The 23,269-nt window shown below is 60.0% G+C and carries 18 protein-coding genes; all 18 read right to left on the reverse strand.

The window, feature by feature from the left end; translation table 11 throughout:
- Nucleotides 1–1,926, reverse strand: a 1,926-nt coding sequence (locus SVU69_10190; GenBank protein MDY6943368.1) for a hypothetical protein, incomplete at its 3' end; no start/stop codon positions are given.
- Between the two features lie 236 nt (nt 1,927–2,162).
- The gene (locus tag SVU69_10195; GenBank protein MDY6943369.1) at nt 2,163–2,699 is read right to left on the reverse strand and encodes a DUF4150 domain-containing protein; all 537 of its coding nucleotides are present in this window, start codon (nt 2,697–2,699) and stop codon (nt 2,163–2,165) included.
- A 20-nt stretch (nt 2,700–2,719) separates the two neighbouring features.
- On the reverse strand, nt 2,720–3,949 hold the full coding sequence (locus SVU69_10200) for a hypothetical protein (GenBank protein ID MDY6943370.1): 1,230 nt from the start codon (nt 3,947–3,949) through the stop codon (nt 2,720–2,722).
- Nucleotides 3,946–4,971: a DUF2169 domain-containing protein gene (locus SVU69_10205; protein MDY6943371.1), complete on the reverse strand. Its 1,026-nt coding sequence runs from the start codon at nt 4,969–4,971 to the stop codon at nt 3,946–3,948. Before SVU69_10205 ends, SVU69_10200 begins: the two co-directional genes overlap by 4 nt.
- Nucleotides 4,955–6,196: a hypothetical protein gene (locus tag SVU69_10210; GenBank protein MDY6943372.1), complete on the reverse strand. Its 1,242-nt coding sequence runs from the start codon at nt 6,194–6,196 to the stop codon at nt 4,955–4,957. The genes SVU69_10205 and SVU69_10210 overlap by 17 nt, the downstream gene beginning before the upstream one ends.
- 12 nt (nt 6,197–6,208) lie before the next feature.
- Complete coding sequence (locus SVU69_10215) at nt 6,209–6,637, reverse strand: hypothetical protein (GenBank protein ID MDY6943373.1); 429 nt, start codon at nt 6,635–6,637, stop codon at nt 6,209–6,211.
- A gap of 103 nt (nt 6,638–6,740) precedes the next feature.
- Nucleotides 6,741–8,699 carry a type VI secretion system tip protein TssI/VgrG gene (tssI, locus tag SVU69_10220; GenBank protein MDY6943374.1) on the reverse strand — a complete coding sequence of 653 codons (1,959 nt, stop codon included), beginning with the start codon at nt 8,697–8,699 and terminating at the stop codon, nt 6,741–6,743.
- Between the two features lie 297 nt (nt 8,700–8,996).
- Nucleotides 8,997–9,512 (reverse strand): Hcp family type VI secretion system effector, encoded by a 516-nt coding sequence (locus tag SVU69_10225; GenBank protein MDY6943375.1) that lies wholly within the window; start codon nt 9,510–9,512, stop codon nt 8,997–8,999.
- Between the two features lie 283 nt (nt 9,513–9,795).
- Nucleotides 9,796–11,505, reverse strand: a complete 1,710-nt coding sequence (locus SVU69_10230) for a sigma-54-dependent Fis family transcriptional regulator (GenBank protein MDY6943376.1) — start codon at nt 11,503–11,505, stop codon at nt 9,796–9,798.
- A complete protein-coding gene (tssH, locus tag SVU69_10235) occupies nt 11,486–14,131 on the reverse strand; it encodes a type VI secretion system ATPase TssH (GenBank protein MDY6943377.1) in 2,646 nt (881 codons plus the stop codon). The genes SVU69_10230 and tssH overlap by 20 nt, the downstream gene beginning before the upstream one ends.
- Nucleotides 14,132–14,165: 34 nt before the next feature.
- A complete protein-coding gene (tssG, locus tag SVU69_10240) occupies nt 14,166–15,182 on the reverse strand; it encodes a type VI secretion system baseplate subunit TssG (GenBank protein MDY6943378.1) in 1,017 nt (338 codons plus the stop codon).
- The gene (tssF, locus tag SVU69_10245; protein ID MDY6943379.1) at nt 15,146–16,897 is read right to left on the reverse strand and encodes a type VI secretion system baseplate subunit TssF; all 1,752 of its coding nucleotides are present in this window, start codon (nt 16,895–16,897) and stop codon (nt 15,146–15,148) included. The genes tssG and tssF overlap by 37 nt, the downstream gene beginning before the upstream one ends.
- A gap of 47 nt (nt 16,898–16,944) precedes the next feature.
- Complete coding sequence (gene tssE, locus SVU69_10250) at nt 16,945–17,355, reverse strand: type VI secretion system baseplate subunit TssE (protein ID MDY6943380.1); 411 nt, start codon at nt 17,353–17,355, stop codon at nt 16,945–16,947.
- 63 nt (nt 17,356–17,418) lie between these two features.
- Nucleotides 17,419–18,921, reverse strand: coding sequence for a type VI secretion system contractile sheath large subunit (gene tssC, locus SVU69_10255; protein ID MDY6943381.1), 1,503 nt, complete (start codon nt 18,919–18,921; stop codon nt 17,419–17,421).
- A gap of 42 nt (nt 18,922–18,963) precedes the next feature.
- Nucleotides 18,964–19,461 (reverse strand): type VI secretion system contractile sheath small subunit, encoded by a 498-nt coding sequence (gene tssB, locus SVU69_10260; protein MDY6943382.1) that lies wholly within the window; start codon nt 19,459–19,461, stop codon nt 18,964–18,966.
- A 21-nt stretch (nt 19,462–19,482) separates the two neighbouring features.
- Entirely contained in the window at nt 19,483–21,132 is a 1,650-nt protein-coding gene (tssA, locus tag SVU69_10265; GenBank protein MDY6943383.1) for a type VI secretion system protein TssA, read from the reverse strand.
- A 139-nt stretch (nt 21,133–21,271) separates the two neighbouring features.
- A complete protein-coding gene (locus SVU69_10270; protein ID MDY6943384.1) occupies nt 21,272–21,907 on the reverse strand; it encodes a hypothetical protein in 636 nt (211 codons plus the stop codon).
- 71 nt (nt 21,908–21,978) lie between these two features.
- Nucleotides 21,979–23,223 (reverse strand): serine/threonine-protein kinase, encoded by a 1,245-nt coding sequence (locus tag SVU69_10275; GenBank protein MDY6943385.1) that lies wholly within the window; start codon nt 23,221–23,223, stop codon nt 21,979–21,981.
- Between the last annotated feature and the right edge of the window lie 46 nt (nt 23,224–23,269).

A 23,269-nucleotide genomic window follows, 5' to 3' on the forward strand; every position in this document is an offset into this window, starting at 1 on the left:
CCCCAATAAACGTTCCCAACCCAACGTGAGCCGGCCCTGAAGGGCACGCCCGCCAGTCGCGGCCATCACCGCGCCTGAGGCTTCGTCTTGGTAAGACAAGCGCGCGCGGTGGCCGTCATCCACCGGCAAACTGCGTTGATTTTGGGGAATATCGTCCGCTCCGGACCGGGTTAAGTTCGCATCGATGACCTGGGTGAGGAAAATATAGCCCTCCGGCTTCACGAGTTTTCTCGTTTTGGTGTTGTAGAAGTCGACGGTGGGCCGGTTCAAATCCTCGAGTTCCAAATTTCCCCGATGGAGCAGTGTGAAGATCTTGTTCTTTTCGCTCTGGATGATTTTTTGAATAAGGCCTTCGGTGTAGTGACTTAAAAAGCCACTGACGAACTTCACCGTGTTGCGGCTTATCGCCAAGCTCGCTACGAATGCGTCGTCCCGGAAGTATTCGTTGTCGTTCTCGTTAGGCAGCAAGCGCCGCTGGATTTCGTGTTTTTGCTCCTCGCTCATCAGTTCCGCCAGGAACCGGCGGCCCGGGTCCTGTTCGGTTTCCTGGGCCAACGCTTCGTCGGAAGGTTGGTCCAGCTCCAGCGCCAAATCCAGGGTGTGGGGCGTATCCGCCAGTTGGGCGATGAGCTTTTCCCAGCAATCCCACAGACAGCCGTAGTGGGGATTGGCGTTTTTGGCGCCCGCCTTTTCCGCCGGCAGCCGCACATAGTCGTCGCTGGCCGCGTGGAGGGTAACGGCCCCTTCCCGGTGCTGTTCGCCCAGGTAGTCCACCAGGGCTTGTTTGCTCTCGGCGATGCGCTCGCGGATCTCTCGCCGGCGCGCTACCCCGAGCACCCGTTCCAGTTCCGCCCGGTCGATGTTGCCGCGGAGTTTTTGCTTGGCTTGTTGCATCTCCGACCAGCTGCGGTGGGCTTGAGCGTCGCCCGGGTCGGCTCTTTTGCCTCTGGGGGTCTCGCGGTATTCGACGGGGGGCTCGGGCGGTTGCCGGTACAGGCTTTGGGTCACGATGGTGGCCGATTGAAAATGCGGCTGTTTGGCCAGCTCGGCCAGGGTGCTGCGCATCTCGTGCCAGCGGCCCTGATATTCCCCCGCCAATCGGTAGGCGATACCCAGGGGATCGTCCAGGTACACCACCGGCAGGTTGGATTGCCGCTCGGGCAGGAGGGCGTAAAGATCCGGCGCGTTGGCGATGTTGTCCACCGCCGCATCCTGGCCCTGGGCGGCCTGATAGGGAAATCCGTCGGCGAAGCCGTGGAGTTTCACCCACTGCAGGCGTTGGTCCCGCAGTTCGGCGGCTTTGCCGAGTTCTTCCTGGGTGGGCATGGCGGGGGGGCGGGGCCCGCGAAAATCGGCGATGCGAAAATCGTCTTCGGCCATGCCGCCAAAGGCGTTGATTTGCGCCCAGCTCCACTGCACATCGGCAAAGGCGATGGCCAGCTGCATGTTGCGCCCGTCCAGCCGGTAGGGCAGCAGCAGGCGGTTGTCCACGTCCCGCGCGGTGGCGGGACGAGCGTCCTGGCCGGCGTAGTATTGCAGGTTGATGTCTTTGAATTTGCCGGACTCGAGTACCTGCACTTCCCGCCAGAGGGTGAGTTGGTCGCTGCCTTCCTCGCCCCAAAAAATGTAGATATAGCCGTTCTGCCGCAGCAGGTCGGCCTGTTTGGGATCCCGATCCGGCGTGGTGTAGCGCAGCGGTACGATGGGGATCATGATGTTCTGTTTGTTCTGCCCCGCTTCGGCGGTTTGGGCTTCCACGTCGCTGCGTTTGACGGTGCCCATCTCCGCCAGCGGCAGATCGCACCAGGTGTGACGTTCGTCGGCAAAGCGTAAATAGAAACGGCGACGGGATTCTTCTTCGCAGGGAAAGATGACTTCGCGGCTGCGCACGCTTTGATATTCGGTGTGCGCCACGTCCTTGACCACGGGCGGTTTCGAACAAGCCTCGGTCTCAGCCGGGGCGGCCGCGGCGGATGGTTGGGCTTGAAGCGGCGACGCTTTTGCCGGTGCTGTTTTGGCCGGCTCGGCTTGGGCCGCGCTGGGCGACGGCTCAGACGATGACGCAGGCGCCGTTGACTGTATCTCGGGGAACGTCTCGGGCCCTTCGAGGGCGGAGGCGGCAGCGCTATTTTTATTCGAGCCGTTTGAGTCCAATGAATAGCTCATGATTCGCCCCCTTCGCTGGGGTCTTGCCCGAACCGACCGTGCAAACCGCGCCCCGTGTCACCGAAGACCATCAAGTCGAACACATCGGCAGTGGCCTGTTCGGTTTCCGGGTCTTGCACCTCGGCGGGCGGTGGCGGCGATGCGCTGCCGCCAGGCTGGTTCAAGGGACCGGGCGGCGTGTTCTGGTGGTTGGACAGCATGATTTCGTTTTGCCGAACGGCCGGCACCCCTTCGATGAACACATCGTTGGACGCCGTCTGGAAGGTAGCCTCCGCCCCCATGGTGCCGGAATTGACGCCGCCGCAGCTGCCCGCTTCGTCCCCCGTGCTGCGGGAGAAAATGGATTCCTGATGGCAAACCGGGTTTTCTTCCGCCATCACGGAGCTGGCGGTTTGCGCGGCGTCTTTGGATTCGGCCACGTTGTTGTAGGTCACGGGCTTGCACTTGGACGGCGTTTTACAGACATCCTGCGTGGTGAGCACGCCTTGGCTGGCGGCATGGACCGCTGTTCTGTTGTTGATCAGCACACTCATAATTGTCTCTCTACTGCCTCTCAAACCACGCCGTCGGCCAGCTGTTCTGCCGGGGCAAAAGGATCGCCGGTGATGTTCTCGAACGGATCGACCAGGCGGGCCGGGGTATCCGCCGCCGACGCGGGATAGGGGTTACGGAGCACCACCGCACCGCGCGCGCCGCTGGCGTCAGTCTCGCAGACCACCAGGCTGCCGGCATAGGGTGTTTGCGCCTGAAAACGACCGCAAGCCAGTGCCAGTTGCATGGGCATGGCCGCAGCGCCCACATCGCCCACTGTGCCGCCCATTTTAAACCGTGGCGGCCGGGGTGCCTGGGGCAAATCCTCAAGCGTGATATGGCCACGCATCAGCTCGTTTTGTTGTTCTTCCGTCAACTCAACGCGCAGCAGGGCTTGGCTGGCTTGCAGCCACTCCAATTCCGCGGCCGGCTCGGTGGAGGATGTCGCGTGGACAAAACCACCGATCTGATCGGCCTCCAGTTCCGCCGCTGTCAGGGCCTGACGCAAACAGTCGCTGAGCGCCGTCAGCCGCCGGGTTTCCGGTGATCCCGCGTGGGGCTCCAGCGCATGGGCAACGCTCGCGACCCTGGCCAGGGGGCGTTCCTCCTCAACCATGGCATCCACTGCGCGCAACACACAATAGGCCGCACCCTCCCCCGGAATGCTGCCGTAGGCCGAGCCGCGGATTTTAAGCAGGTCCTGCTCCAGCCATTGCTCGCAGGTGGAGTCGTCAACCAGGGTATCCACACCGCCGAAAATCACGGCATCCAATCGTCCTGTATCCAATGCGTGGCATAAGGTGGCGAGATAATACGACGCACCCCGCCCCGCATCGCCAAAGCGGAAATCCAATTCCGCACCGTCGAGCACCACCTCTTTGAGCGACGACACTTGCGCCGGCGTGGTGATGGAGCGGGCGCGACACTGGGTAAGCGACGGCAGCATGGTTAACACCACCAAACCCTCGCGGGAAACGCCAGCCGGCAGGGTCTGCAGAGCATTGTCCAGCGCGGTGGCCGCCAGCGCCAGGGCGCGGTCGCCGGGGGAGGCGAATCCCGCCAGATCCGAATTCGGCGCCGTCAGGGCAGGTTGGAAGCGGCCTTGTGCGTCTTCCCGTCCCAAGGATGGGTGCCAACGCGTGGCACTGAGGTTATTGTGCACCGCCGCATAAAGCTGAATCGGCTGTTCGGCCACCGAAGTGCAAAGGCCAACGCCTGTGATGGCGACTTGGCTGGCAATCGCCTCGCTCATGCCGGCTCTCCGCTGTGCAGCTCCAACCAACCCGGCCGGGTCTCACTCAACGGCCAGGGTGCGGACCAGCGCCAGGTGAGGGATAAAACCGCCTCGTTCAGATCGATCGCCACGGTATCGCAACACCCGGTGATGGGCTCCCGCTCGCCGCCCGAGCGAATCATCACAGCGTGCAAAGGCAACCGCGGCAGCGCCAGGCGCACTTCAGCCGCCTCGCCTTGGGCGACCGGGCAGTGCAAACCGGTGATGGAAAACACCTCCCCACCCGCAAAACCCGCCGGCAGTTGCTGATCGGCCGGCGCGGCGTTGTGCATGGCCGGATGCGCATGTTCCACAAAGGGCGAATCCAACTCGATCAACCCTTCGGCACCGGCCTCCAGCAGACCCCGGCGCGGCTGCCAAAAGCGGGGAATGGGCCCAAAACCGGCCGGTGCCGGCCGGTCGGCAGGCGATGTAATGCCTTGATCCGCGTATTCGATTCGGGGCAGCGGGCGACCTTCGCTGTCGTCGTGCTTAGTGAGGTAACCGCAACCCACCGGGTTGGCCTCGTAAACGCCCCCGGCGCGGGAACCGCCATAGGCCGCCTCGTAGCTGATGGGCAGCGCTTCAAATTCACCTTCGTAAACCGGGGCGACATTCAGGGCGCGACGCACCCATTTTCGGGGACCGTGAACCACCAGGTTTTTTTCGCAAAGTAGCTGATCGTCCCGGTGCACCGCCACGCGGACCGGCTGTTGGCGCGAACCGTCCGCCGGCGCCCATGCCGTGCCGGATAGAAAAAACTCACCGCCCTGTTTGAACGGCACGCTATCGGCCGCCGCCGCCAGGCTGCTGCCGTGGGGCGCACCGGCGTGGCGGTCGGCCACTTCCAAGGGCAGCGCGGCCGCATCGGGCTGTAGGCTGCCGTCGGCGGAAAACCGGAAATTGGCTTTGACGACCGCCGTGTAGTGGTGCCGGCCATCCAGCCCCCAGCCGCTGAACATGCCCGCCTGCCAGGGCGTGTGATTAAGCAGCTGCAACATCCGGTACCGGCCTCCGCTCGGAAAATCTTTGAATGTCTCGCTGCCAAGCGCGGTAAGACAAACCCAGCGGTCGCTGACGCATGATCGCCAATAGATCGAGCAAATCGCGCCCGGCCGCGCCACTCCACAGGCCGAGTTGTTTCATCATCCCGTCCGCGTCCGCGGCCTGACCGGCAATCCGTCGCTCATCGGGCGACCAGTCGGCCACGTTGGCCGCCCACCATGATTGGGCGGGAGCCACGTCTACGACCACATCGTTTTGCGCAGTGAAGGGCGTAAGCGATTCGGTGGACGCGGCGGCGTCGTGCAAGCGCGGGCGTTTGGGTAGTCGCTCTCCGGTGAGCCAAAACCATGCCTCGGCAGCGTATTGCTGCGTTCGCACATCCTCCAAATGGGCCAGGAGATAAGGCACGGCGGCGCGCTTGCCGAACAGGCCCAAGCAATAAACACCGTGAGCCGGCTCCCGCTCGGCGTAGGCCACCAGCGCCGGCAACAGCTCTTCGGCAGCCAACAAAGCAGCCAGTCGCGCCAGCTCGCTGTAGTGGGGATCGCTTTGCTTCACTTTGAGCAAGCGCTCCACCATGTCGTTGATATCCCGCTGCGCGCGCAACCGCGCCCCCCACAGCCCGGGCAGAATGAGTTCCAGCGGCCGCTGTTCGGCCTCGATACCGGCATTGACGCGGTGGTAGACACTGGAAAAGGCGTTGATATCAACGGCTGGGTCATTGGCCTGGTGAGACAACAATGCCGCCCGGTCAGTCATCGACCACGTGCTCAGATCCAAACCCGACAGCAAATCGGCCGGCAACGACACGCCCTGGCGCTCCCACAAACGGAGCAGACGCGCACGATGGGCGTGCGGGGAATTCAGCATGGCGGCCTGGGTGGCAGGCGACAGCGAACAAGGATACAAGGCCAGGGCATTGGCGGCCGCTTCTGCCGTGTTGTCGTCGGTGACAAGGGCGCGGTAAGCCCCGCGATAGCTCTCGGCACGCAGCGCCGGGTCGCTCTGCCGCAAGCCGGCGGCAAAATACAGAAAATAACCGGGCGCGTTACCGGGCGCTGGGCGGTTGTCGAAACTGGTCAATACATCCACGGTGGTGCGCAGGCGATCCTCCAAACGGAGCAGGGCTTGGGCATCGGCCCAACCGGAACGCAAGCGAATCTCCCTCAGCCGGTAGAGCTGCTGGCCACTTTCCCAGTAGATGTCGGCATAACGTGACACGACCGCTCAGTCTCAATTCAAGTGAATATTGGCGCCGAAGATTTGAACGGTTTGTTCACCGAAGGTGTAGATCTGTTTGCCGTCCAGCTTGATTTTGCCGTCGGCGGTCAACTCCAACACACTCTCGCCGGTGCGGATCACGACGCCACGACCGGCTTCGAGCACGAGCATTCCGTCGGCTTCTGAAATAGCCGGCCGAGGCGCTTCGCCGGGTGCGCGCAGACGTTGCAAAACGACCACGCCTTCGGACATACGCAAGGCCACGACCGAGTCACCCTCGCGCAAGGCCGGGACCTCCGCCCCGTGCCCCACTACCGTGTGGCACTCGCCGGAATTCTGGATACTCTCAAGCGCCTGGGCAGAACCATCCTCGCAACGTGAAACCCGGGCGATGAAACATTCGCCCGCCGCGCTAGCCGCCGTTTTAGGCAATGTTTTCATGATTTTACCTCTATTTTCTCGCCCAGAATATAAATAACAATCTTACCCGTTTTGCGCATGATCCATCGTAATTTACTGCACGGGAGATTTGATTCCCCACCACCTAATTGCTGCCGATGTTGCTGCCGTTTTCGAATATGCTGCCGGCGGCGTTGACGGTCACTTCGCCGCCGTTGATCTCGATGTCGCCGCTGTCGGATATCTTGATGAACGTATTGCCCGCTTTTAGCGTAATTTCCGTCGCGCTGACCACGGTGATGTCTTTACCCGCTTCCACTTGCAGGCTCGAACCGACGTGATGTTGGCTTTCTCCGCCCACGGTGATGTCGGCATCTTTGCCGACTTCCAGCGTGTAGTTGCCGCCGATGCGGGTTTGTGCATTCTCACCCACGTACTCGTTATAGTCTTTGCCGACGGTCAGGCTGTCGTTTTTGCCCACCGAGTCTTCTTGATCGCCCTCGACCCGGGTATTGAGGTTGGCGCCGATTTCGACATCTTCGTCGCCGCCGACTCGCTCCGACTTGTTGGCTTTGACTTCGATATTGAAATCCCGCTGGGCGTGCAGATAGACCTCTTCCTGCCCCTGAGCGTCGTCGAAACGAAGTTCGTTAAAGCCGTCTCCGCCGGTACTTTGGGTCTTGAACGTGCTGACCGCCTTGCGCTCAGGCAGCGGATACGGCGGAACGTTGGTGCCGTGATAGACCCGCCCGGTAATGACCGGTCGGTCCGGGTCACCGTCGAGAAAGTCCACCACCACTTCCTGACCGATACGGGGGACATTCATTGCGCCCCATCCGGCCCCCGCCCATTGCTGGCTGACCCGGATCCAGCACGAGCTGCGCTCGTCAGCTTGGCCGAGCCGGTCCCAGTGAAAGTGGACTTTCACCCGGCCGTACTCGTCGCAGTAGATCTCTTCCCCCTGCGGACCGGTCACAATCGCCGTTTGCGGCCCCTCGATCCGGGGTTTTTTCATGATCACCGGATCGCGAAAAACCGCGCTGGCCGGCATACATTCGAATTCGTTTCGATAATCGGCCTCACCCGCGCCGGCGTCTTCTTCCCGGGCCTGGGGTTGTGTGCCGTAGTGTTGAATGCCAACAACGAGGTACTCGCTGTTGAGCTCGCTGCGGTGGTAATCCTCAAGCGTAAACTGACCGCCCGGAATCAATCGGGGGCAATCGCTCTTACCTTCCGCATTGAGCACGCGAACCCGTTCGCCTTCGAGTTGATAGCGCGCGCTTTGGGCGCCGGCTCCCGGATCCAGGAAACGCCCGGGGTATTGGTAGCGTTCCAGTGTCGCCCCGCCGCCGGCGTTAGCCGTGGCCTGCAAGGCCAGTTCGGGGCGCTGAAAATCGTAATCCTTCAGGGTAACGGCTTGGGTTTCGATGCGGTTCCATTGACCAAATGGATAAATGGCCTCCCGTTCTGCCGGAGTGCCCTGGGGGTCATGGTAGATCAGCGCTGGGGTCCCGGTGATGGGTGCGGAGGCCGACGGGGTGTCGGTGATGACCATGGTGTGACCGCCCTGGCGATGGTCGAAGAAGTACCACATACCCTCTTCTTGCATCAGCCGGCGGACGAAATGCAGGTCGGTTTCTCCGAACTGCACACAATACGAACGCGTGGCATGCGACTCCTGCAGCAAAAACCGGTAGGCGTCTGAGGACACTTCTGCGCTGTCCATCACCGCGCGGATGATATCTTCCACCGTCATGGACTGGAAAATCCGACAGTCGCTGCGTTTTTCCAGAATCCAGGTATTGGGAACCAGCGTGAATTGGTAGTGGGCGAAACGTCGACCGACCTGCCCCTGCGCGACGGCCGCCACCATCCCGCTGACATAGCGGGTGGGTTCGCCGGTGCGGCTGTGCAGCGCCAGTGTGGCGGACTGGCCGATCAGTGGAGCCAAATCGAGATGGGCATCTTCGGATACCGCTGTAACGACAAACCGAAACGGCTCCGACAACGCTTCCGAACCTTGAAATTCGACGACGCGGAGCGGACTGCTGCATTCGGATACTTCCAGCCCGAACTGCTCCCCGTTAGCCATCCCTTCCGGCATGACCTTCCCCTTATTTTGTTTTACGCGTTGTTGTGACGATGAACCCTGATGGCGACGTTAAACTTCCCTGTCGTCGTGCGAATCAGCCGGGCGGGTTCTCTCGGGCTTTTGTAATCCTGCTAGTATCCCTTCACAATCGGCATGAATCAAGAATACGCCACATACCGCAGCTCACAGCCCTAAAATTCAACCAGCCGAACAGTTTGGTCAGGGCGTTTGTTAAACGCCCCGAAACGACCCACGGCCAAATGCGAAGGGCGGCCACCGATTCGTCGGCGGCCGCCAAACCGCACGCTCTTAGGCGTTAGGCGTCCGCCAATCGTCGGAACCGGAGGTACCGGCGATTTCGTGGGTCCACTCGATCATCCGATAGCTGAACGCCACATCTTCCATGTGGGTATATTGCTGTTTATCGGGATCTTGCACATTCGGCATATGGGCCCGAATGTCCACCACAATGGCGTCGACCAGACGGGTGGTGAAATAGTGTTCCTGCGTACCGGCCGAGGACGTACGGAACCAACGAATTTCACACTGGGTCAAGGTCTCCCCGGACGTCAACGCGTTATAAAGCAGCGGCGAGGATTTATCGAACACCTTGGTAATGACCAGGGGCTGATGAACCCGTTGACCTGTGGGCTGCCCGCTCTGCGGGTCACGCGGAATCACCACTTGGTGGCTGAATGCCTGCACCAAGATTTCGTCTTCGTGGCCTTCCTGATAGATGTTGCCCACGCTGTCCTCGGTGAACGCACCGGAGGTGATGGGACCTTGACGCTCGCCCTCAATGTACAAATACGCCGGAACTGGCATGATTTAACTCCTTAAGATTCCATTGTGTTCATTTGAATTACGTCTAACGAAATCGAAACAAGAACGCCGCCACGTCTTTAAAACAAGCTCCCCCGGCGTTCTACAATCACCGCCACAAACGGTGACTCACGGGTTAAGAGTCACAAAACATGCCAGATAGAAGAAAAAGCAATTGAAGGCGGAACTTATATTTCGCAAACAGTAACTTGCGGATCTGTTCTCGGAAACTGTAGAGATAAACCCTCTCGACTGACCACAAGAAATCTGGCGACAAGTTGCCAGATTATTCCCCGGATTGGCGATTTTTCGCCATTGTGTACTCCCGCTCATCCTCAAGAGGCGGAACCGACGGACTTCCCTCACCGGAATCCAACAAACCGTACTTACGCACTTTCTCAGCGAGAGTCCGTCGCGGCACTTTTAGCGAATCAGCCGCCCGCGATTGATTCCCGGCAAAGGCCTCCAACTGGCGGGCGATTAAGTCCGCTTCAAAGGCTTGAACGGCGGCCTTGAGCCCCACACCCAGTTGATCCGACACGGGGCCAGAGGCCGAATGAATCCCGCTGCTCACAGGCGCGACCGCATCCGACAGATGCTCCGGCATGATCGGCCCCTCCCGTTCACACAACAATACGGCGCGCTCAATCAAATTACGCAGCTCCCGGACGTTGCCGGGATAGTCGTAGGTCATCAAGGCATCCATGGTGGCCGGCGCAATACCACCGATGGGCTTGTCGAACCGAGTCGATGCGTTGATGGCGAAATGCTGAACCAGGGCCGGAATATCGTCCCGCCGCTCCCGTAGCGGCGGCAGATCGATGGGAAAAACGCAAAGCCGGTAGTAAAGATCTTCCCGAAAGCTCTTGTCGGCAATTTTGGCCTCTAGATCGCAGTGGGTGGCGGCAATGATACGCACATCCACCCGCCGGCCCTGACTGGCCCCAAGGGGCCGGACTTCGTGATCTTGCAACACGCGTAGCAACTTGGCTTGAAGCCCCAGCGGCATATCGCCGATTTCGTCTAGGAACAAAGTGCCGCCGTCGGCCGACTCAATCAGGCCTTTACGATCTTGATCGGCGCCGGTAAACGCCCCTTTTCGATACCCGAACAGCTCACTCTCCAAGAGCCCTTCGGGCAACGCCGCGCAGTTTTGCACCACGAACGGCTTTTGGGCTCTGGGACTGCCCCGATGGATGGCGGCGGCCACCAGCTCCTTCCCGGTGCCGGTTTCGCCGCGCAGCAAAACGGTCACAGACGAGTCGATGACTTTATCCACCAGATCGAATACCCGACGCATCGCCACGCCGTCCCCCACTAAAGTGTGCTGGTAGTCGTGTTCGATCCGTCGCTTCAAGCGGCGATTTTCTTCTTCCAGCGAGCGGTTGGCCTGATTGAGAATCTCAATGAGCCGCTCGTTCTCTTCGATCAACTGAACGCTGTTTAGGGTAATGGCGGCCTGTTGGGCAAAAGCGCGCACCACGCGCTCCTGCTGCTCGGGAAAGGACTGCAAGTCCCCGGCCTCACCGCGGGCGTTCACCAATACGAGAATGCCGATGGTGACCTCCAGGTGGTTACGCAGCGGCACAGCCAAAAAGGACTGCGTTCGATACCCGGCGGCCCGGTCATAGGTGTAGAGGTCGCCGCAATCGAATCCGGTGTAACGGTAAACGTCCCTCAGATTCACCGCGCGCCCGCTACGAGCGCAGAAGATCACGGGATTTTCGGCGCCGTCTCGCGCTTCGGTGCCCAAATTCAAAAGCGGCAGATGCTCGCGGTTCTTCGGTACCCTCTCGTTTTGAGAAACCTCGAGGTAAAGATGGGATTTGGTTCGATCCAAGGCGTAGATCCGCCCCGCTTCGGCACCGCTGATCCGCCGCGCCGCCTGCAGAATCACCCCGAGGCGATCGTGCAGGGGCTGCTTGGCGGATAAGCCGGCGCTAACCCGGATAAACTCGTCAACAACCCACAACGCGTCAGGCTGTTTGGCGGACATCGCCTGCCTGCTCCGTTTCAAACCGGCACGTCACATCGCCGCTCCGGTCCATAGACAAATGCATGAACCGTGGTCGATCATCCTGCCCCAGGGTGGCCAATAGCTCCGCCGATGCCTTGGGCAGAATGGTACGAGCGATCACGGCATCGACGTTGCGGGCGCCGGTGTCCGCTTGCGTACACTGTGCTGCCAACGCGGCGGCGAAATCCTCGCCACAGCACATTTCCACCCCGTGGCGGGTTCTCAATCGCTCGCCCAGCTGCCCCAGCTTCAGCTCGACAATCTCCTTCATGATCTCCCCACCGATCGGCAGATAGGGCACGACGGTCATGCGGGCCAGCAAGGCAGGTTTGAAATGGGCAGCGAGAATGGGCCGGATGTGTTCGGCAATCTCCGGCACCGCCAAAGAAGAGCCCGGCGCGGCCAAATGCATGATCTCGGAAGCGGCGAGGTTGCTGGTTAGAAACAGAACGGTGTTTCGAAAATCGACGCTACGCCCCTCGCCATCGGCCAATTCACCCTTATCGAAGACCTGGTAGAACAGGTTGAGTACTTCCGGGTCCGCCTTTTCCACTTCGTCGAGCAACACGACCGAATAAGGCCGCTGCCGCACGGCTTCGGTCAGCACGCCGCCTTCGCCAAACCCGACATAGCCCGGCGGCGAGCCGATCAAACGCGAAACTGTGTGCTTTTCCTGAAATTCCGACATGTTGATGGTGGTCATGGCCCGCTCGCCACCGAACAGCAAGTCGGCCACGGCCAGCGCGGTTTCCGTTTTGCCGACACCGCTCGGGCCGGCCAGCAGGAACACGCCCATGGGCGCGTGGGGATTACCCAGCCCTGCTTTCGATGCCCGAATGCCTTGCTGGATGATATCGATGGCCGCGTCCTGCCCTCTGATCCGTCGGCTCAGCGCACTGCCCAACTCCAGCACGGCGCGGGCTTCGTCTCGCAGCATCCGGCCGAGCGGTATACCGGTCCAGTCGGCAACCACGGCCCCGATCTCCTCCGGGCCCACTTCGAAATGCACCAGCGGGTCGCCGTCTTGTGCCAGCGCCAAGTCATTGTGCAAGCGCTCGAGTTGTTCGCGAGCGGCGCTTTGTGCTGCCTCATCGGCTTGCTCATCGAGCAGGATTTTCCGCTGATCCAAAATGGCGTCGACCCACTCACGCTCCCGTTGCCAGCGGGTTTTCAGAATGTCTTGCTCGGCTTCAATCTCTTGCAGCCGAGCGCCCAGGGCTTGATCCGCTGAGTCGTCGAAGGCATGCCCCGCCGATTGATCACGCCGTTTGGCGTCCCGCTCCCGAACCAGCACGGCGCTCTCGCGCTGCAACTGTTCCAGCGCCCGCGGCGTGGCTTCCATCGCCACTTTGACGCGGGCACAGGCGGTATCGAGCACGTCGATGGCTTTATCGGGCAGCTGGCGACCGGTGATGTAGCGCGCGGACAGACGCGCCGCCGCTTCCACACCGTCGTCACGGATATAAACCCCGTGGGCTTTCTCGTAAGCCGAGCGCAGCCCGCGCAAGATCACGGTGGCCTGTTCGGCGCTGGGTTCATCGAGCTTGACCAGCTGGAAGCGCCGGGCCAGGGCCGGATCCTTTTCGAAATACTTTTTGTATTCCGACCAGGTGGTGGCCGCGATGGTCCGCAGCTGGCCCCTGGCCAAGGCCGGTTTGAGCAGGTTGGCCGCATCGCTGCCGCCCGCGGCACCGCCGGCGCCGATCAGCGTATGGGCTTCATCGATAAACAGAATGATCGGTCGCTGAGAAGCCTGAACTTCTTCGATTACCGATTTAAGGCGGTTTTCGAACTCCCCTTTCACGCTGGCGCCCGCCTGAAGCAGGCCCATATCCAGGCCGAAGATTTCCACATCCTTTAGGCTGCTAGGGACATCGCCTTCGGCAATCTTCAACGCCAGGCCTTCGATGATGGCGGTCTTACCCACACCGGCATCACCCACCGCAATGGGGTTGTTCTTTCGCCGACGCCCCAGGATATCGACGATCTGCCGAATCTCCCGGTCCCGGCAAAATACCGGATCGATCTCGCCGGCACGGGCCCGGCCGGTAAAGTCGATCGTGAAGCGCTGCAGCGCCGATCCCGCAGCCCGGCCCGGCTGCGCATCGGCGGCATCCAACGCCGAGTCGGATTCCGCTGAACCGGCGGTAATGGCGCCCAATTCCTCGCGAAGTTGCTCTTGTTTTACGCTCCGCCAATGTTCGCTGTATTCACTGCGCGCATAACGGCGCCCATTGGCGAGCAAGGCACTAAACAATGCGCCGGAGCGGATTTGCGATTCACCCAATTCCACCGAACTAATCAACCAGGCATCCTGAATCCATTCGATCAATCCCGGCGAGAACACTGGCCGGCCGCCCTGGCCACTGGCATCGGCCTCGATGCAGCGATGCAATCCGCGGATGACGCGACCAGCGTCCACGCCATAGTGGGTGAAGATTCGCTCCAGATCGCTCTCGTCCCGTTCCACCAATTTCAACAGCAGGTGTTCCACATCGACCTCGTAGGCCCCCATGGACACACAAAGGCCGGCAGCTTCTTCCAAACACTGGGTGCAAAGCCCATTGAGCCTGGCAAACAGCGGCTTGAGTTCAACATTTAACATAATGGCTTTTTATTCCATGGGTAGAAACGAAGCGTCACAGCGAAATCACCACCTCACGAGCGCCCGGTGGCGGCTGCCCCAGCCAAGTGGACCAACCGAGGCCCAATCGTTGCCCTTCGTTCAGTTCGACGGCCGCCGCTTCCCGGTCATCGAGCACCAACACCAAATCCCGTTCCAGGGGCTGGTGCACGAGATACGACAGCAGGCGACGCAGGACTGGATAATCGGGCCCGGAAGGCAGAAAACGTTCAAAGCGCTCTCGCGTGAGCGGGCCGAAGCGGAGTCGAAACTTTCCCGCGCGATCCGGTACTTCTTCGCCCAAAGTCATGTCCGCCCCCAAGCGAACGTGGGCGACGCCTAAGCGCGTTTGCTGCTCAGGCGCCACGCGCATTTTGCGAAAACTACAGGGTTCCAGCGCGACCTCATCGAGCTGGAAATAGCCGGCAATCACAGCCTCCAGCCCCCCCACGCTGCGGTTGCGTGCCATCAACAAGCCGGCATAGGGCAACAGGCGGGTCCACTCCAAACCGGCGTCGGCGCGCAGATCCGCTTCGCGCAGCCCCATCAAAGCGAAGATCCGCTGGGAGAAGGCGTCCGTCGCGCCCCGACGATAGCTCAGGTAGTAGCGATATTTGCCACCGGCTCGATAGAGCAATGACAAAAGACGGTGATGAAAGAAATCGAGGAACTCTCGCCGCACATCCCCCCCGCCTCGCTCTTCACCCAACAACTGCTCGGTGTAAAAGGCCGGAAGCGGCGAGTTGCTGCCGTACAAGCCGGGCAGATTGACCGTGACCCGATAGCGGTCGCGTTGATCCAATCGCGCCGGCAACCGCTCGATGGATTCCACCTCCCGGGTCGGAAAGCCGAGACTGAGTTTGGGCGCCAGCCGAATAGCCTCCCCCGCCGGCGCCCCCCGCGTACCGATGGGCGTTGAGTCGGGATCGGCGGCCTCGAGAATCTGAAGCGCCCGATAGAAGGTGAATCCACCGGGGTCGTCCAGAAGTGCCGCGATCAGAGCAGGGGGCGACGACCGATCTTCGGTGGCCATTGGTAGACCTCCCCATGTTCTTGCCCGACCACTTCCAGCGCGTGGAAACTGTTCACGTTGGCGTACAGTGAAAAGAACTCGTTCAACACGGTCGCCAAAAGATACATTTCGCCCTCACTGCCGAAGCGCTTCTCGTGCATGGTCAGCCGGCTTTTGACGCCCCTCACCGGCAACCCTTCGTACAGCCAGTCGAAGGGTTCGGATTCAATGGCAATCAGCCCCTCCATCCGTTGCTGCGCGGCACGCTCCGCCGGGCGGTTCACGAATGCATGAAAATCATAGGTCGTAACAATCACGCGCAACGCCCGGATATCGTTTAAGGACAAGTAGTTAAGGCCGATATTGGAGATCAGTCGCCAATGCAGGCCGTCATCCATCGGCGGCGAAACTGAGGGTGTGACGGGCGAAATATTGGAAAAGCGCGCGTAGGGCGGTGATCCGGCCGTGGGAACGCAGATGTCGCCCACGCCCAGTTTCCCGGCCAGTTGGCGATTGGAACAGGTCAGATCCAGGGAGATCACTTCGGTAGCCGGCTCGGTCAGTTGATCGCTGGCATTCACGAAGGACAGGTGGTGTTCCAGGCCGTCGTCGGCCAGGGAAGAGCGTACGCGCTGGCGGTAGTAAATCTCTTCCCGCAACCCTTTGGATGTCACCAGATGATCGAACGACTCGAACGCTGGGTAGCGGCGGCGGCGACCGCTGCCGCGAATCCAGCCTTCCACTCGATCAATGGAAAATATTTCGAAGTGGCGACTGCTGCGCCCTTGGGGACGAACCCGATATTCCATGTGCCGCTGGTCGACGCGGATGGGATCGGCCGAGTGCGCAAACAGATTCACCACCGGCGTGCAATGCAACCGAAATTGCTGGGCGCGAATTCTCAGCTTGGGATCCAACGGTCGCGAAAAATGAAAATGAACGCTGAACCCCTCTTCGAATCGCGCATTGAGTTCATCCAGTCCGTGCAGATCGAAATAAAGAAACTTCTCGGGAAAATGGAAGTATTCCTGTAGATATCGATAGCCGGCGAATGAGGTCTTCGGGTAAGGCAAGAGCGTCTGGTCTTCTGCAAATCCCTGGGCTTTGAGCTGCTCCACCGGCAAGTGATAGCTGCTGCCATCGGCGGTTTGAATGCGTATGCCCGTGAGGTACCGCCGAAACCACAAATAGAGCGTCTGACCGATATGGCGGTCGGCATGCAGATGCAACCGCAAAGCGCCGAGATGACCGCGCAAAGCCTGTACCCCGGAGAAAACGGAAAAGCCGAGGGTCAATTCACTGCTGTTGCCGGTATTCGTCACATCGGCATCGGCAACTTCCAGCGGTAGTAGCGTGACGTCGTAACAGGTCCGAAAACGGCAGGTTGTTCCATCAATGGGCGTGCTGTCGACTTCCGAGCCGCGAGGGATCAGCTTGGGTCCGGTAAAGACATGACGGACCGGATCAAACGCCACCGTTGCCACGCTGGGGAGTGGGCGTAGATAGTGCGGCCAGAGCAACGCCATGAGCGAATGGGTCAACTCCGGCAGCTCATCGTCCAACTTTTGCCGAACCCGCCCGGTCAAAAAAGCAAAGCCTTCCAGCAACCTTTCCACATCCGGATCGTTACCCGGCTCGGCCAGATACGGTGCGAGATTGGGGTAATCGCGCGCGAACTCTTCCCCCAGCTCGCGCAGGAAACTCAGTTCGTCCTCAAAGTACTTGTTGAACGCCACTATCGTGCTCGACCGTAATCAGTGAAAAACGCGCGGAGAATGGAACGTCATGAGCGAATCACGACGTGGCCACTGCCATCCAACACGGTGCTGAACACCACGGGGTCATGGCAGCCGGCCAGTTGTGCCCGGATTGTGAATTTCAGCCGCAGCGGATCGGACGGATCGGCGCAATGCTCCACCCGCACAGCTTCCAGGCGAGGCTCGAAACGTTCGATGCTTTCACGGATGGAACGACTGATTCGGGCGATGGCGTTGGGAAACAAGAACACCAGGTCGTTGAAATCCGGCAAGCCATACTCCGGCAGCGCCGCTACGCTGCCCTGCCGCGTATTGAGTAAGTCATTCAAATGTAGTGCCACCGATCGAGCGGTCTTTTCCGCGTCGAGGTCCAATGAGCGCTCACTGCCCGCTGAACCCGTTGCAAGCCGCTCGAGTAAACCGTGCTCGAAAGCCATACGCTGCTATTCCCCCGGACGGGGAGCCGGTGCACCCGCAAACCTCGGGACACCCGCCCCCGCTTATTTCGGTTCGCTTTGATCCAAACGACCGACCAGGGATAGATCGAAGCTCGCCCCCATGTACTTGAAGTGAGGACGGACGGAAACGGCCACCCGATACCAGCCGGGATTGCCCTCGACATCTTCCACGGCCACCTTCGCCGCACGCAGCGGTCGCCGGCTTCGCACATCGGCGTTGGGATTCTCTTGATCCGCCACATACTGGCGAATCCACTTGTTGAGCTCTCGCTCCAGGTCTCCCCGATCTTTCCAGCCACCGATCTGCTCGCGCTGGAGCACTTTAATATAGTGCGCTAACCGACTGATTATGAATATATAGGGAAGCCGGGTTCCCAGACGGTAGTTGGTTTCCTGTTCTTTCGCTTCGGGCGAGTTGCCAAACAATTTGGGCTTTTGAACGGAGTTGGCGGAAAAGAACGCAGCGTTGTCGCTGTCCTTGCGCATGGTCAGAGCAATAAAGCCCTCCTCGGCCAGCTCGTATTCCCGCCGGTCCGAAACCAGAATTTCGGTGGGAATCTTAGTTTCGAGCTGTCCCATGGACTCGAAGTGATGGAGCGGAAGGTCTTCCACCGCCCCCCCACTTTGGGGACCGATGATATTGGGGCACCAGCGATATTTTGCGAAGCTTTCCGTCAAACGGGTGGCAAATGCGAACGAGGTATTACCCCAGAGGTAAGCATCGTGACTGTGGTGCACGTTCTCGCGGTACTGAAAAGCTCGAACCGGATTCTCATCGGGATCGTATGGGGTTCGGAGCAGGAAACGCGGTAAGGTCAACCCCACATATCGCGAGTCTTCGGATTCACGGAACGAACGCCACTTGGCGTATTTCGGCCCTTCAAAATGCGCTGCGAGATCCTTGAGATTCGGCAGCTCTTCAAAACTCTCAACGCCAAAAAACTCAGGCGCCGCCGCTCCGATAAAAGGCGCGTGAGACATGGCGCCCACTGATGCCAAATCCTGCAACAGCTTCATATCCGGCGCGTTCGGCGTGAAGCTGTAGTTACCGATGGTCGCGGCAACCGGTTCACCCCCGAACTGACCGTAGCCGCGACCGTAGATCAATTTATAGAGCCCGGATTGAGAGATCTCAGGGGAATCTTCGAAGTCTTCCAGCAAATCTTCTTTGGACGCGTTGAGCAACTCGATGCGATTGTTTTCGCGAAAATCGGTTCGATCCACCAGTAGCTTCAGGCCTCTCCAGGCGGACTCCAGCTCCTGAAATTTAGGCTGATGAAGGATTTCGTCGAGTTGTGCGCTCAGTTTATCGTCGATTTCAGCAATCAAAGCATCGACCGCGGCCTTGTTCGCCCGCTGCTCTCCCTGGGTGCGTTCGGACAACAGCTCGCTGATAAAGACTTCGACACCCTTCTTGGCGATATCGTAGCCTTCATCCGCCGGCTTGAGGCGCGTCTGGGCCATGATCTGTTCAAGCAGCGGCGCGTCCGTGCTTTCGACCGCTCCCTGAGCTGCCGCTTCTGGATTGGATTTGTTTTCGCTCATTTTGGCGTTCCCCTGTTCATCCGCGGGTTGTTACCCAGGCATTTATTCGCTTTCGTGCTTGGCGACACCGAGTTCGTCGAGCAAACGTTGGCGCGCATCGTCGTCTTCCAGGATTGACTGGATCATTTTCCGAAACGCCGGAACATTACCCAGCGGCCCCTTCAGCGCCACCAAAGCTTCCCGCAGCTCCAGCAGCTTGCGCAGCTCCGGGACCTGCCGGGCGACCTCCTCCGGACCGAAATCCCGGATGCCTTCGAACCGAAGGTTGACGTCCAAATGAGCGTCTTCGTCGTCGACCAGCGTATTGGGCACTGTCGTGTTAAAGGACAAATCCATTTCACGCATCACATCGTTGAAATTGGACTGATTAATGTTCACCGGCGCGCGCTCCTCCACAGGACGCTCGTCCGGTCGACCCACGAAGTCGCCCAGAACCATCATTTTGAGCGGCAGTTCGACTTCTTCCTTACCACCACCACTGGCCGGTGTATAGGTGATATTGATCCGTTCCTTCGGCGCAATACTGCGATCTTTCGACATCGTTCACTCCTGCCTTCGGTATTAATTCAGTTTCATCTCTGCCAGCACAACGGCCGCTTGCGGATCCAAACGGCACAACCGCCGGCAAAGCGCATCGAACCGCCCTGTGCGATCTACGTTTTCCGTCATCCATCCCCGCCCGAGCCGTTTATAGGCATCGAGAAGGCTCCAACAGGTATCGATCACCGTTTCCGGTTCCCACCTTTCCAGCCCGTGGGTCGTGATGCGCTCTTCCAAAGACTCGAGCATCAATACCGCCACGTCGGCCCGACCTGCGTCCAAACATAAACGCGCTTCGGCCAAATCCCAAGCGTATTTCTGCCGTTCGGATGTCATGGCAGGTCGTTCGGCCTGCAGCGCATTGATGGCCTCGGCCATGCCGCCGGCAGCCAACACCTCCCGGGCTTTGGCAATCGCCGGCTCCAGCGCCGCGTCGGCTAAGGTGCCCGGTGCGCCGGTCGCTGCAGGGCCGGCCTGAGACGACCGTGCAGTGGACAGTTGCGCGGTATTGAGCAAGTTGCGGGTGGCCTCCTCAACGAACGGCGACCCATCGTGGAATTTCAACTCGCTCAGCTTGGGAAGTCGGGATAACAGCTCATCGACCCCTTCGGCAACCGCCTTGGCCGCCGCGTGATAGCCTAATCCACGAAGCGCTTCGGCGAGCATGCGATGTCCGTCAAGCCAGAACGGACAACCACCCAGGCTGGACGTAATGGGGTCGATGAGGTCGCGATGGCCTTGCGCCGTCAACAGTTGCTGGTATTGCTGCCGTCTATCAAGCGCAACCGGGCGCATGGTGGTCACACCGTTGCTATCGTGCGGCGGATAATCGCAAACCTCCCGCCAGATGGCGTTCTGCAAAAGACGATAGGCGATCGAATCGGAAGGATCCTCGGCTCTCAATGCATCCGACATTTGCAGCAAGGCTTTTCTCAACGCTCTGGGTGAGTGCGTATCGACTTGAGAAGGTAGATCGGATACCACACCGGAAACCGCGGGCGTGACTGATCGCCTTCCGGGGGATGTCGTAGGGGCCACGTCCGCGTCGGTGGGGTCACTCACCGGTCTGGCCGCCCGCGCATTATCACCGGCCACGGCTTCTTTTTTGACCAAGCCCAGTGCGCGTCGCAGCGTGCCGAGCGGGAACTCCAGTGGCTCTGTCTGGGCGGCCAAAAAGTCTTCGATGGTGCTCAAGGCTTGTAAGGCATCATCCACCGCCTGAGGCTGTCCGCCGGATCCGTCCCGTCTTTCCACTTCCGCCGTCGCCACTTTGTCCAGCCAGGATAGCGCCGCGGCACGGGCTCGCATCCGCTGCACCGGCGGCCACAACGACGGCCAAAAATTCTCCATCAGGGTGGTGATCAATCCCAGACCGTCGACCAAACCGGCGTAGCCTTGTTCTTTGAACAGCCCCTGGGCGAGATAACACGCCACCAGCAAATCCTTGGACTTCTCTCTGAGTATGGTTTGCGACAGATCAGCCACCAGCGCCCAGTCCACCGAGCCACCTTGCAATGATTCGAGCTTGGCAATTTCAGTACTGATTTGTTCGAACTCACTGTCGTACTTGACGTTCTCACCGGCCGGCGAGTGCGCCGACACGGGGATAGAACCCAATTCCAGCAGCTGGCTTATTTGATCTTCTTGTCGGACGACCACCGAGTCTCCCATGACTAAAACCGCCTGTGGAGAGCCAAAAGCTCTAGCTTATGCCAACAAGCGCCGTTTACCCAGCCTATACACCTCATCACGACTGTAGAACGCCGTTGCGCCTTCCCACCGCAGTCAACCCCGGTGAGGTCCGGTTGCCTCATGTTTCGTCCAACTCGCTGGCGAACTGTTCGAGCATCGCCAGCCGATCGTAGACGTACCGATCGAGGCCTAGTACGGGGAGCCGCCGCAGCACCACGATGCGGTATTCGATTTCGTTGCGAAGCAAACGAAGCCGGCCGTTGTTTCGCATCAGTGCTTGCTGGTCGGGTTTCAAACCCCGCCACTCCAGGACAAACCGCTGGATATCTTCTACCTCCCACTCCGGCGTATCGAGGAGGATTTCCGTCATGTGGGTGATCCGGTCCAACTGATAGGGTGAGAACTCATGGCCGGCAAATAACGGCAAAGATGCGTTCTCATCACCCCACCAAAATACCGACGCGCCGATCATGACCGGTATGGCGATCAGAACCACCAGGAGAGCCTGCCAGGTGAAACGGGAAGATGGCCGCGCCAACGGTCCGGACCGGGACTGCGAGGCCTGATGAGGAGCCGTTCGAGGTTGCGGGCGGGTGGCATCATCATCCAATGCGAAAGCCGGAGAATCGGTTTCCAACTCACCAAGCAAGACGGAGCGTTGCCGGCGATAGTTCTCATAATCGATACGTCCGACCTGAAATTCTCGACTAAGCGCCCGCAATTTGACGCGTCGCTTTTGAAAATCCTCACTCATGCCGGTCCTTAGTCCCTGGAGTGTTCCTTACCATCCGATATACCAATGAACGTCAATTCATCCCTGAATGTTCATGGGCGATCGCCCAGCAAAGGCAATCGAGACAATAGTCCACGCGAGGACGACAACAACGCCTCGAGAAACCCCTCGACGTCGGAAATCCGGTCATCCCTCTGCAGGGCCACCGCGCGCTCGATCACCTCCCGCCGGCCGGGACCCAATTTCGAGGAAGGTAGCGGTTTGAGGCCCTGTTCGGTCGCTTCCCGCGCACTTTTTCGGGCATACGGATGGCGACCGGTGATCAGTTCGAAAACCACGCATCCCAAACCATAGACATCATCACGCACATCGGCCGACTGACCTTCCAGCATCTCCAGGCTGGCGTAGGCGGGCGTGAAGGCCGACAAAAACGAGCCGTCGTTGTCACTGTCGGCGGAATAATGATCGAGCACGCGTGCCACACCGAAATCGAACAACTTGGCGGTTCCGTCAGGCGTCAGCAACACGTTACTGGGTTTGAAGTCAGCATGAATCACCCCTTTGCGATGGGCCAGCGCCAGCGCCCCGGCCATGCCGGCGATAATTGGCAGCGCATGCTCCCAGGGCAGGCCGGTGAACCCGGGCTCGCGAATCACGGACTTGAGGGTCCGCCCCTCAACCAGCTCCATGGTCATGAACACCAGGCCGCCGTCTCGATCGAAATCATAGACCCGCAGGATATTCTCGTGCGCCAAGGCCTGACCCCACATGGCCTCGCGTTGGAGCGCTAATATGGCTTCAGGAACATAACGATAGTCTTCGTTGAGCACTTTGAGTGCCACGTACGGATTCGGAAATCCGGCCTCTTGTCTGCGGCGATCCAGCGCGAGGTATACCACGCCCATGCCACCACGCCCGAGCTCTCTGCCCAGCTCGAATCGATCCTTAATTACATGGCCGGAACCCAGCGGCCTCGACGCCGCCGACGCCGGCTTGACAGGCCCGGACTGACCGCCCGGTCGCTGGGTGACAGTGGTCGAAGACCCCGTGTTGTCCGGATGGGGATCATCCATGTGTTGCCCTTTTGTCGAGTCAACCTGGCTAATCTCCGTTCTATCGACCACCTGCTCGTTTTCCGAAGACCGCCGCAGTAAGGCGGACACGAGCGCCTGATAAACAGGCTTGGGTAAGGCGTGCTGTTTGTGGAACGCCAGCAGCTCGGTCAGTTTGGCATCCCGTTCACCCACTTCCACCGCCGTTTCCGCCTGAATATGGGCGATGAGATCATCAAGCGGAATCTGGCCCTGACGCCATTCTTCCAGCCTGGAAGTCAGCATCGAACCCGGCCGCCTAGTGGAGATTGTACGGTGAGTCGTATCCGTG

It is taken from the genome of Pseudomonadota bacterium, assembly GCA_034189865.1.
Classification (GTDB): domain Bacteria; phylum Pseudomonadota; class Gammaproteobacteria; order UBA5335; family UBA5335; genus JAXHTV01.

Coding starts and splice junctions, on each gene's coding strand:
- SVU69_10195 (MDY6943369.1), bottom strand. CDS start 2,699: ATGAGTGTGCTGATCAACAACAGAACAGCGGTCCATGCCGCCAGCCAA.
- SVU69_10200 (MDY6943370.1), bottom strand. CDS start 3,949: ATGAGCGAGGCGATTGCCAGCCAAGTCGCCATCACAGGCGTTGGCCTT.
- SVU69_10205 (MDY6943371.1), bottom strand. CDS start 4,971: ATGTTGCAGCTGCTTAATCACACGCCCTGGCAGGCGGGCATGTTCAGC.
- SVU69_10215 (MDY6943373.1), bottom strand. CDS start 6,637: ATGAAAACATTGCCTAAAACGGCGGCTAGCGCGGCGGGCGAATGTTTC.
- tssI (MDY6943374.1), bottom strand. CDS start 8,699: ATGCCGGAAGGGATGGCTAACGGGGAGCAGTTCGGGCTGGAAGTATCC.
- SVU69_10225 (MDY6943375.1), bottom strand. CDS start 9,512: ATGCCAGTTCCGGCGTATTTGTACATTGAGGGCGAGCGTCAAGGTCCC.
- SVU69_10230 (MDY6943376.1), bottom strand. CDS start 11,505: ATGTCCGCCAAACAGCCTGACGCGTTGTGGGTTGTTGACGAGTTTATC.
- tssH (MDY6943377.1), bottom strand. CDS start 14,131: ATGTTAAATGTTGAACTCAAGCCGCTGTTTGCCAGGCTCAATGGGCTT.
- tssG (MDY6943378.1), bottom strand. CDS start 15,182: ATGGCCACCGAAGATCGGTCGTCGCCCCCTGCTCTGATCGCGGCACTT.
- tssE (MDY6943380.1), bottom strand. CDS start 17,355: ATGGCTTTCGAGCACGGTTTACTCGAGCGGCTTGCAACGGGTTCAGCG.
- tssC (MDY6943381.1), bottom strand. CDS start 18,921: ATGAGCGAAAACAAATCCAATCCAGAAGCGGCAGCTCAGGGAGCGGTC.
- tssB (MDY6943382.1), bottom strand. CDS start 19,461: ATGTCGAAAGATCGCAGTATTGCGCCGAAGGAACGGATCAATATCACC.
- tssA (MDY6943383.1), bottom strand. CDS start 21,132: ATGGGAGACTCGGTGGTCGTCCGACAAGAAGATCAAATAAGCCAGCTG.
- SVU69_10270 (MDY6943384.1), bottom strand. CDS start 21,907: ATGAGTGAGGATTTTCAAAAGCGACGCGTCAAATTGCGGGCGCTTAGT.
- SVU69_10275 (MDY6943385.1), bottom strand. CDS start 23,223: ATGCTGACTTCCAGGCTGGAAGAATGGCGTCAGGGCCAGATTCCGCTT.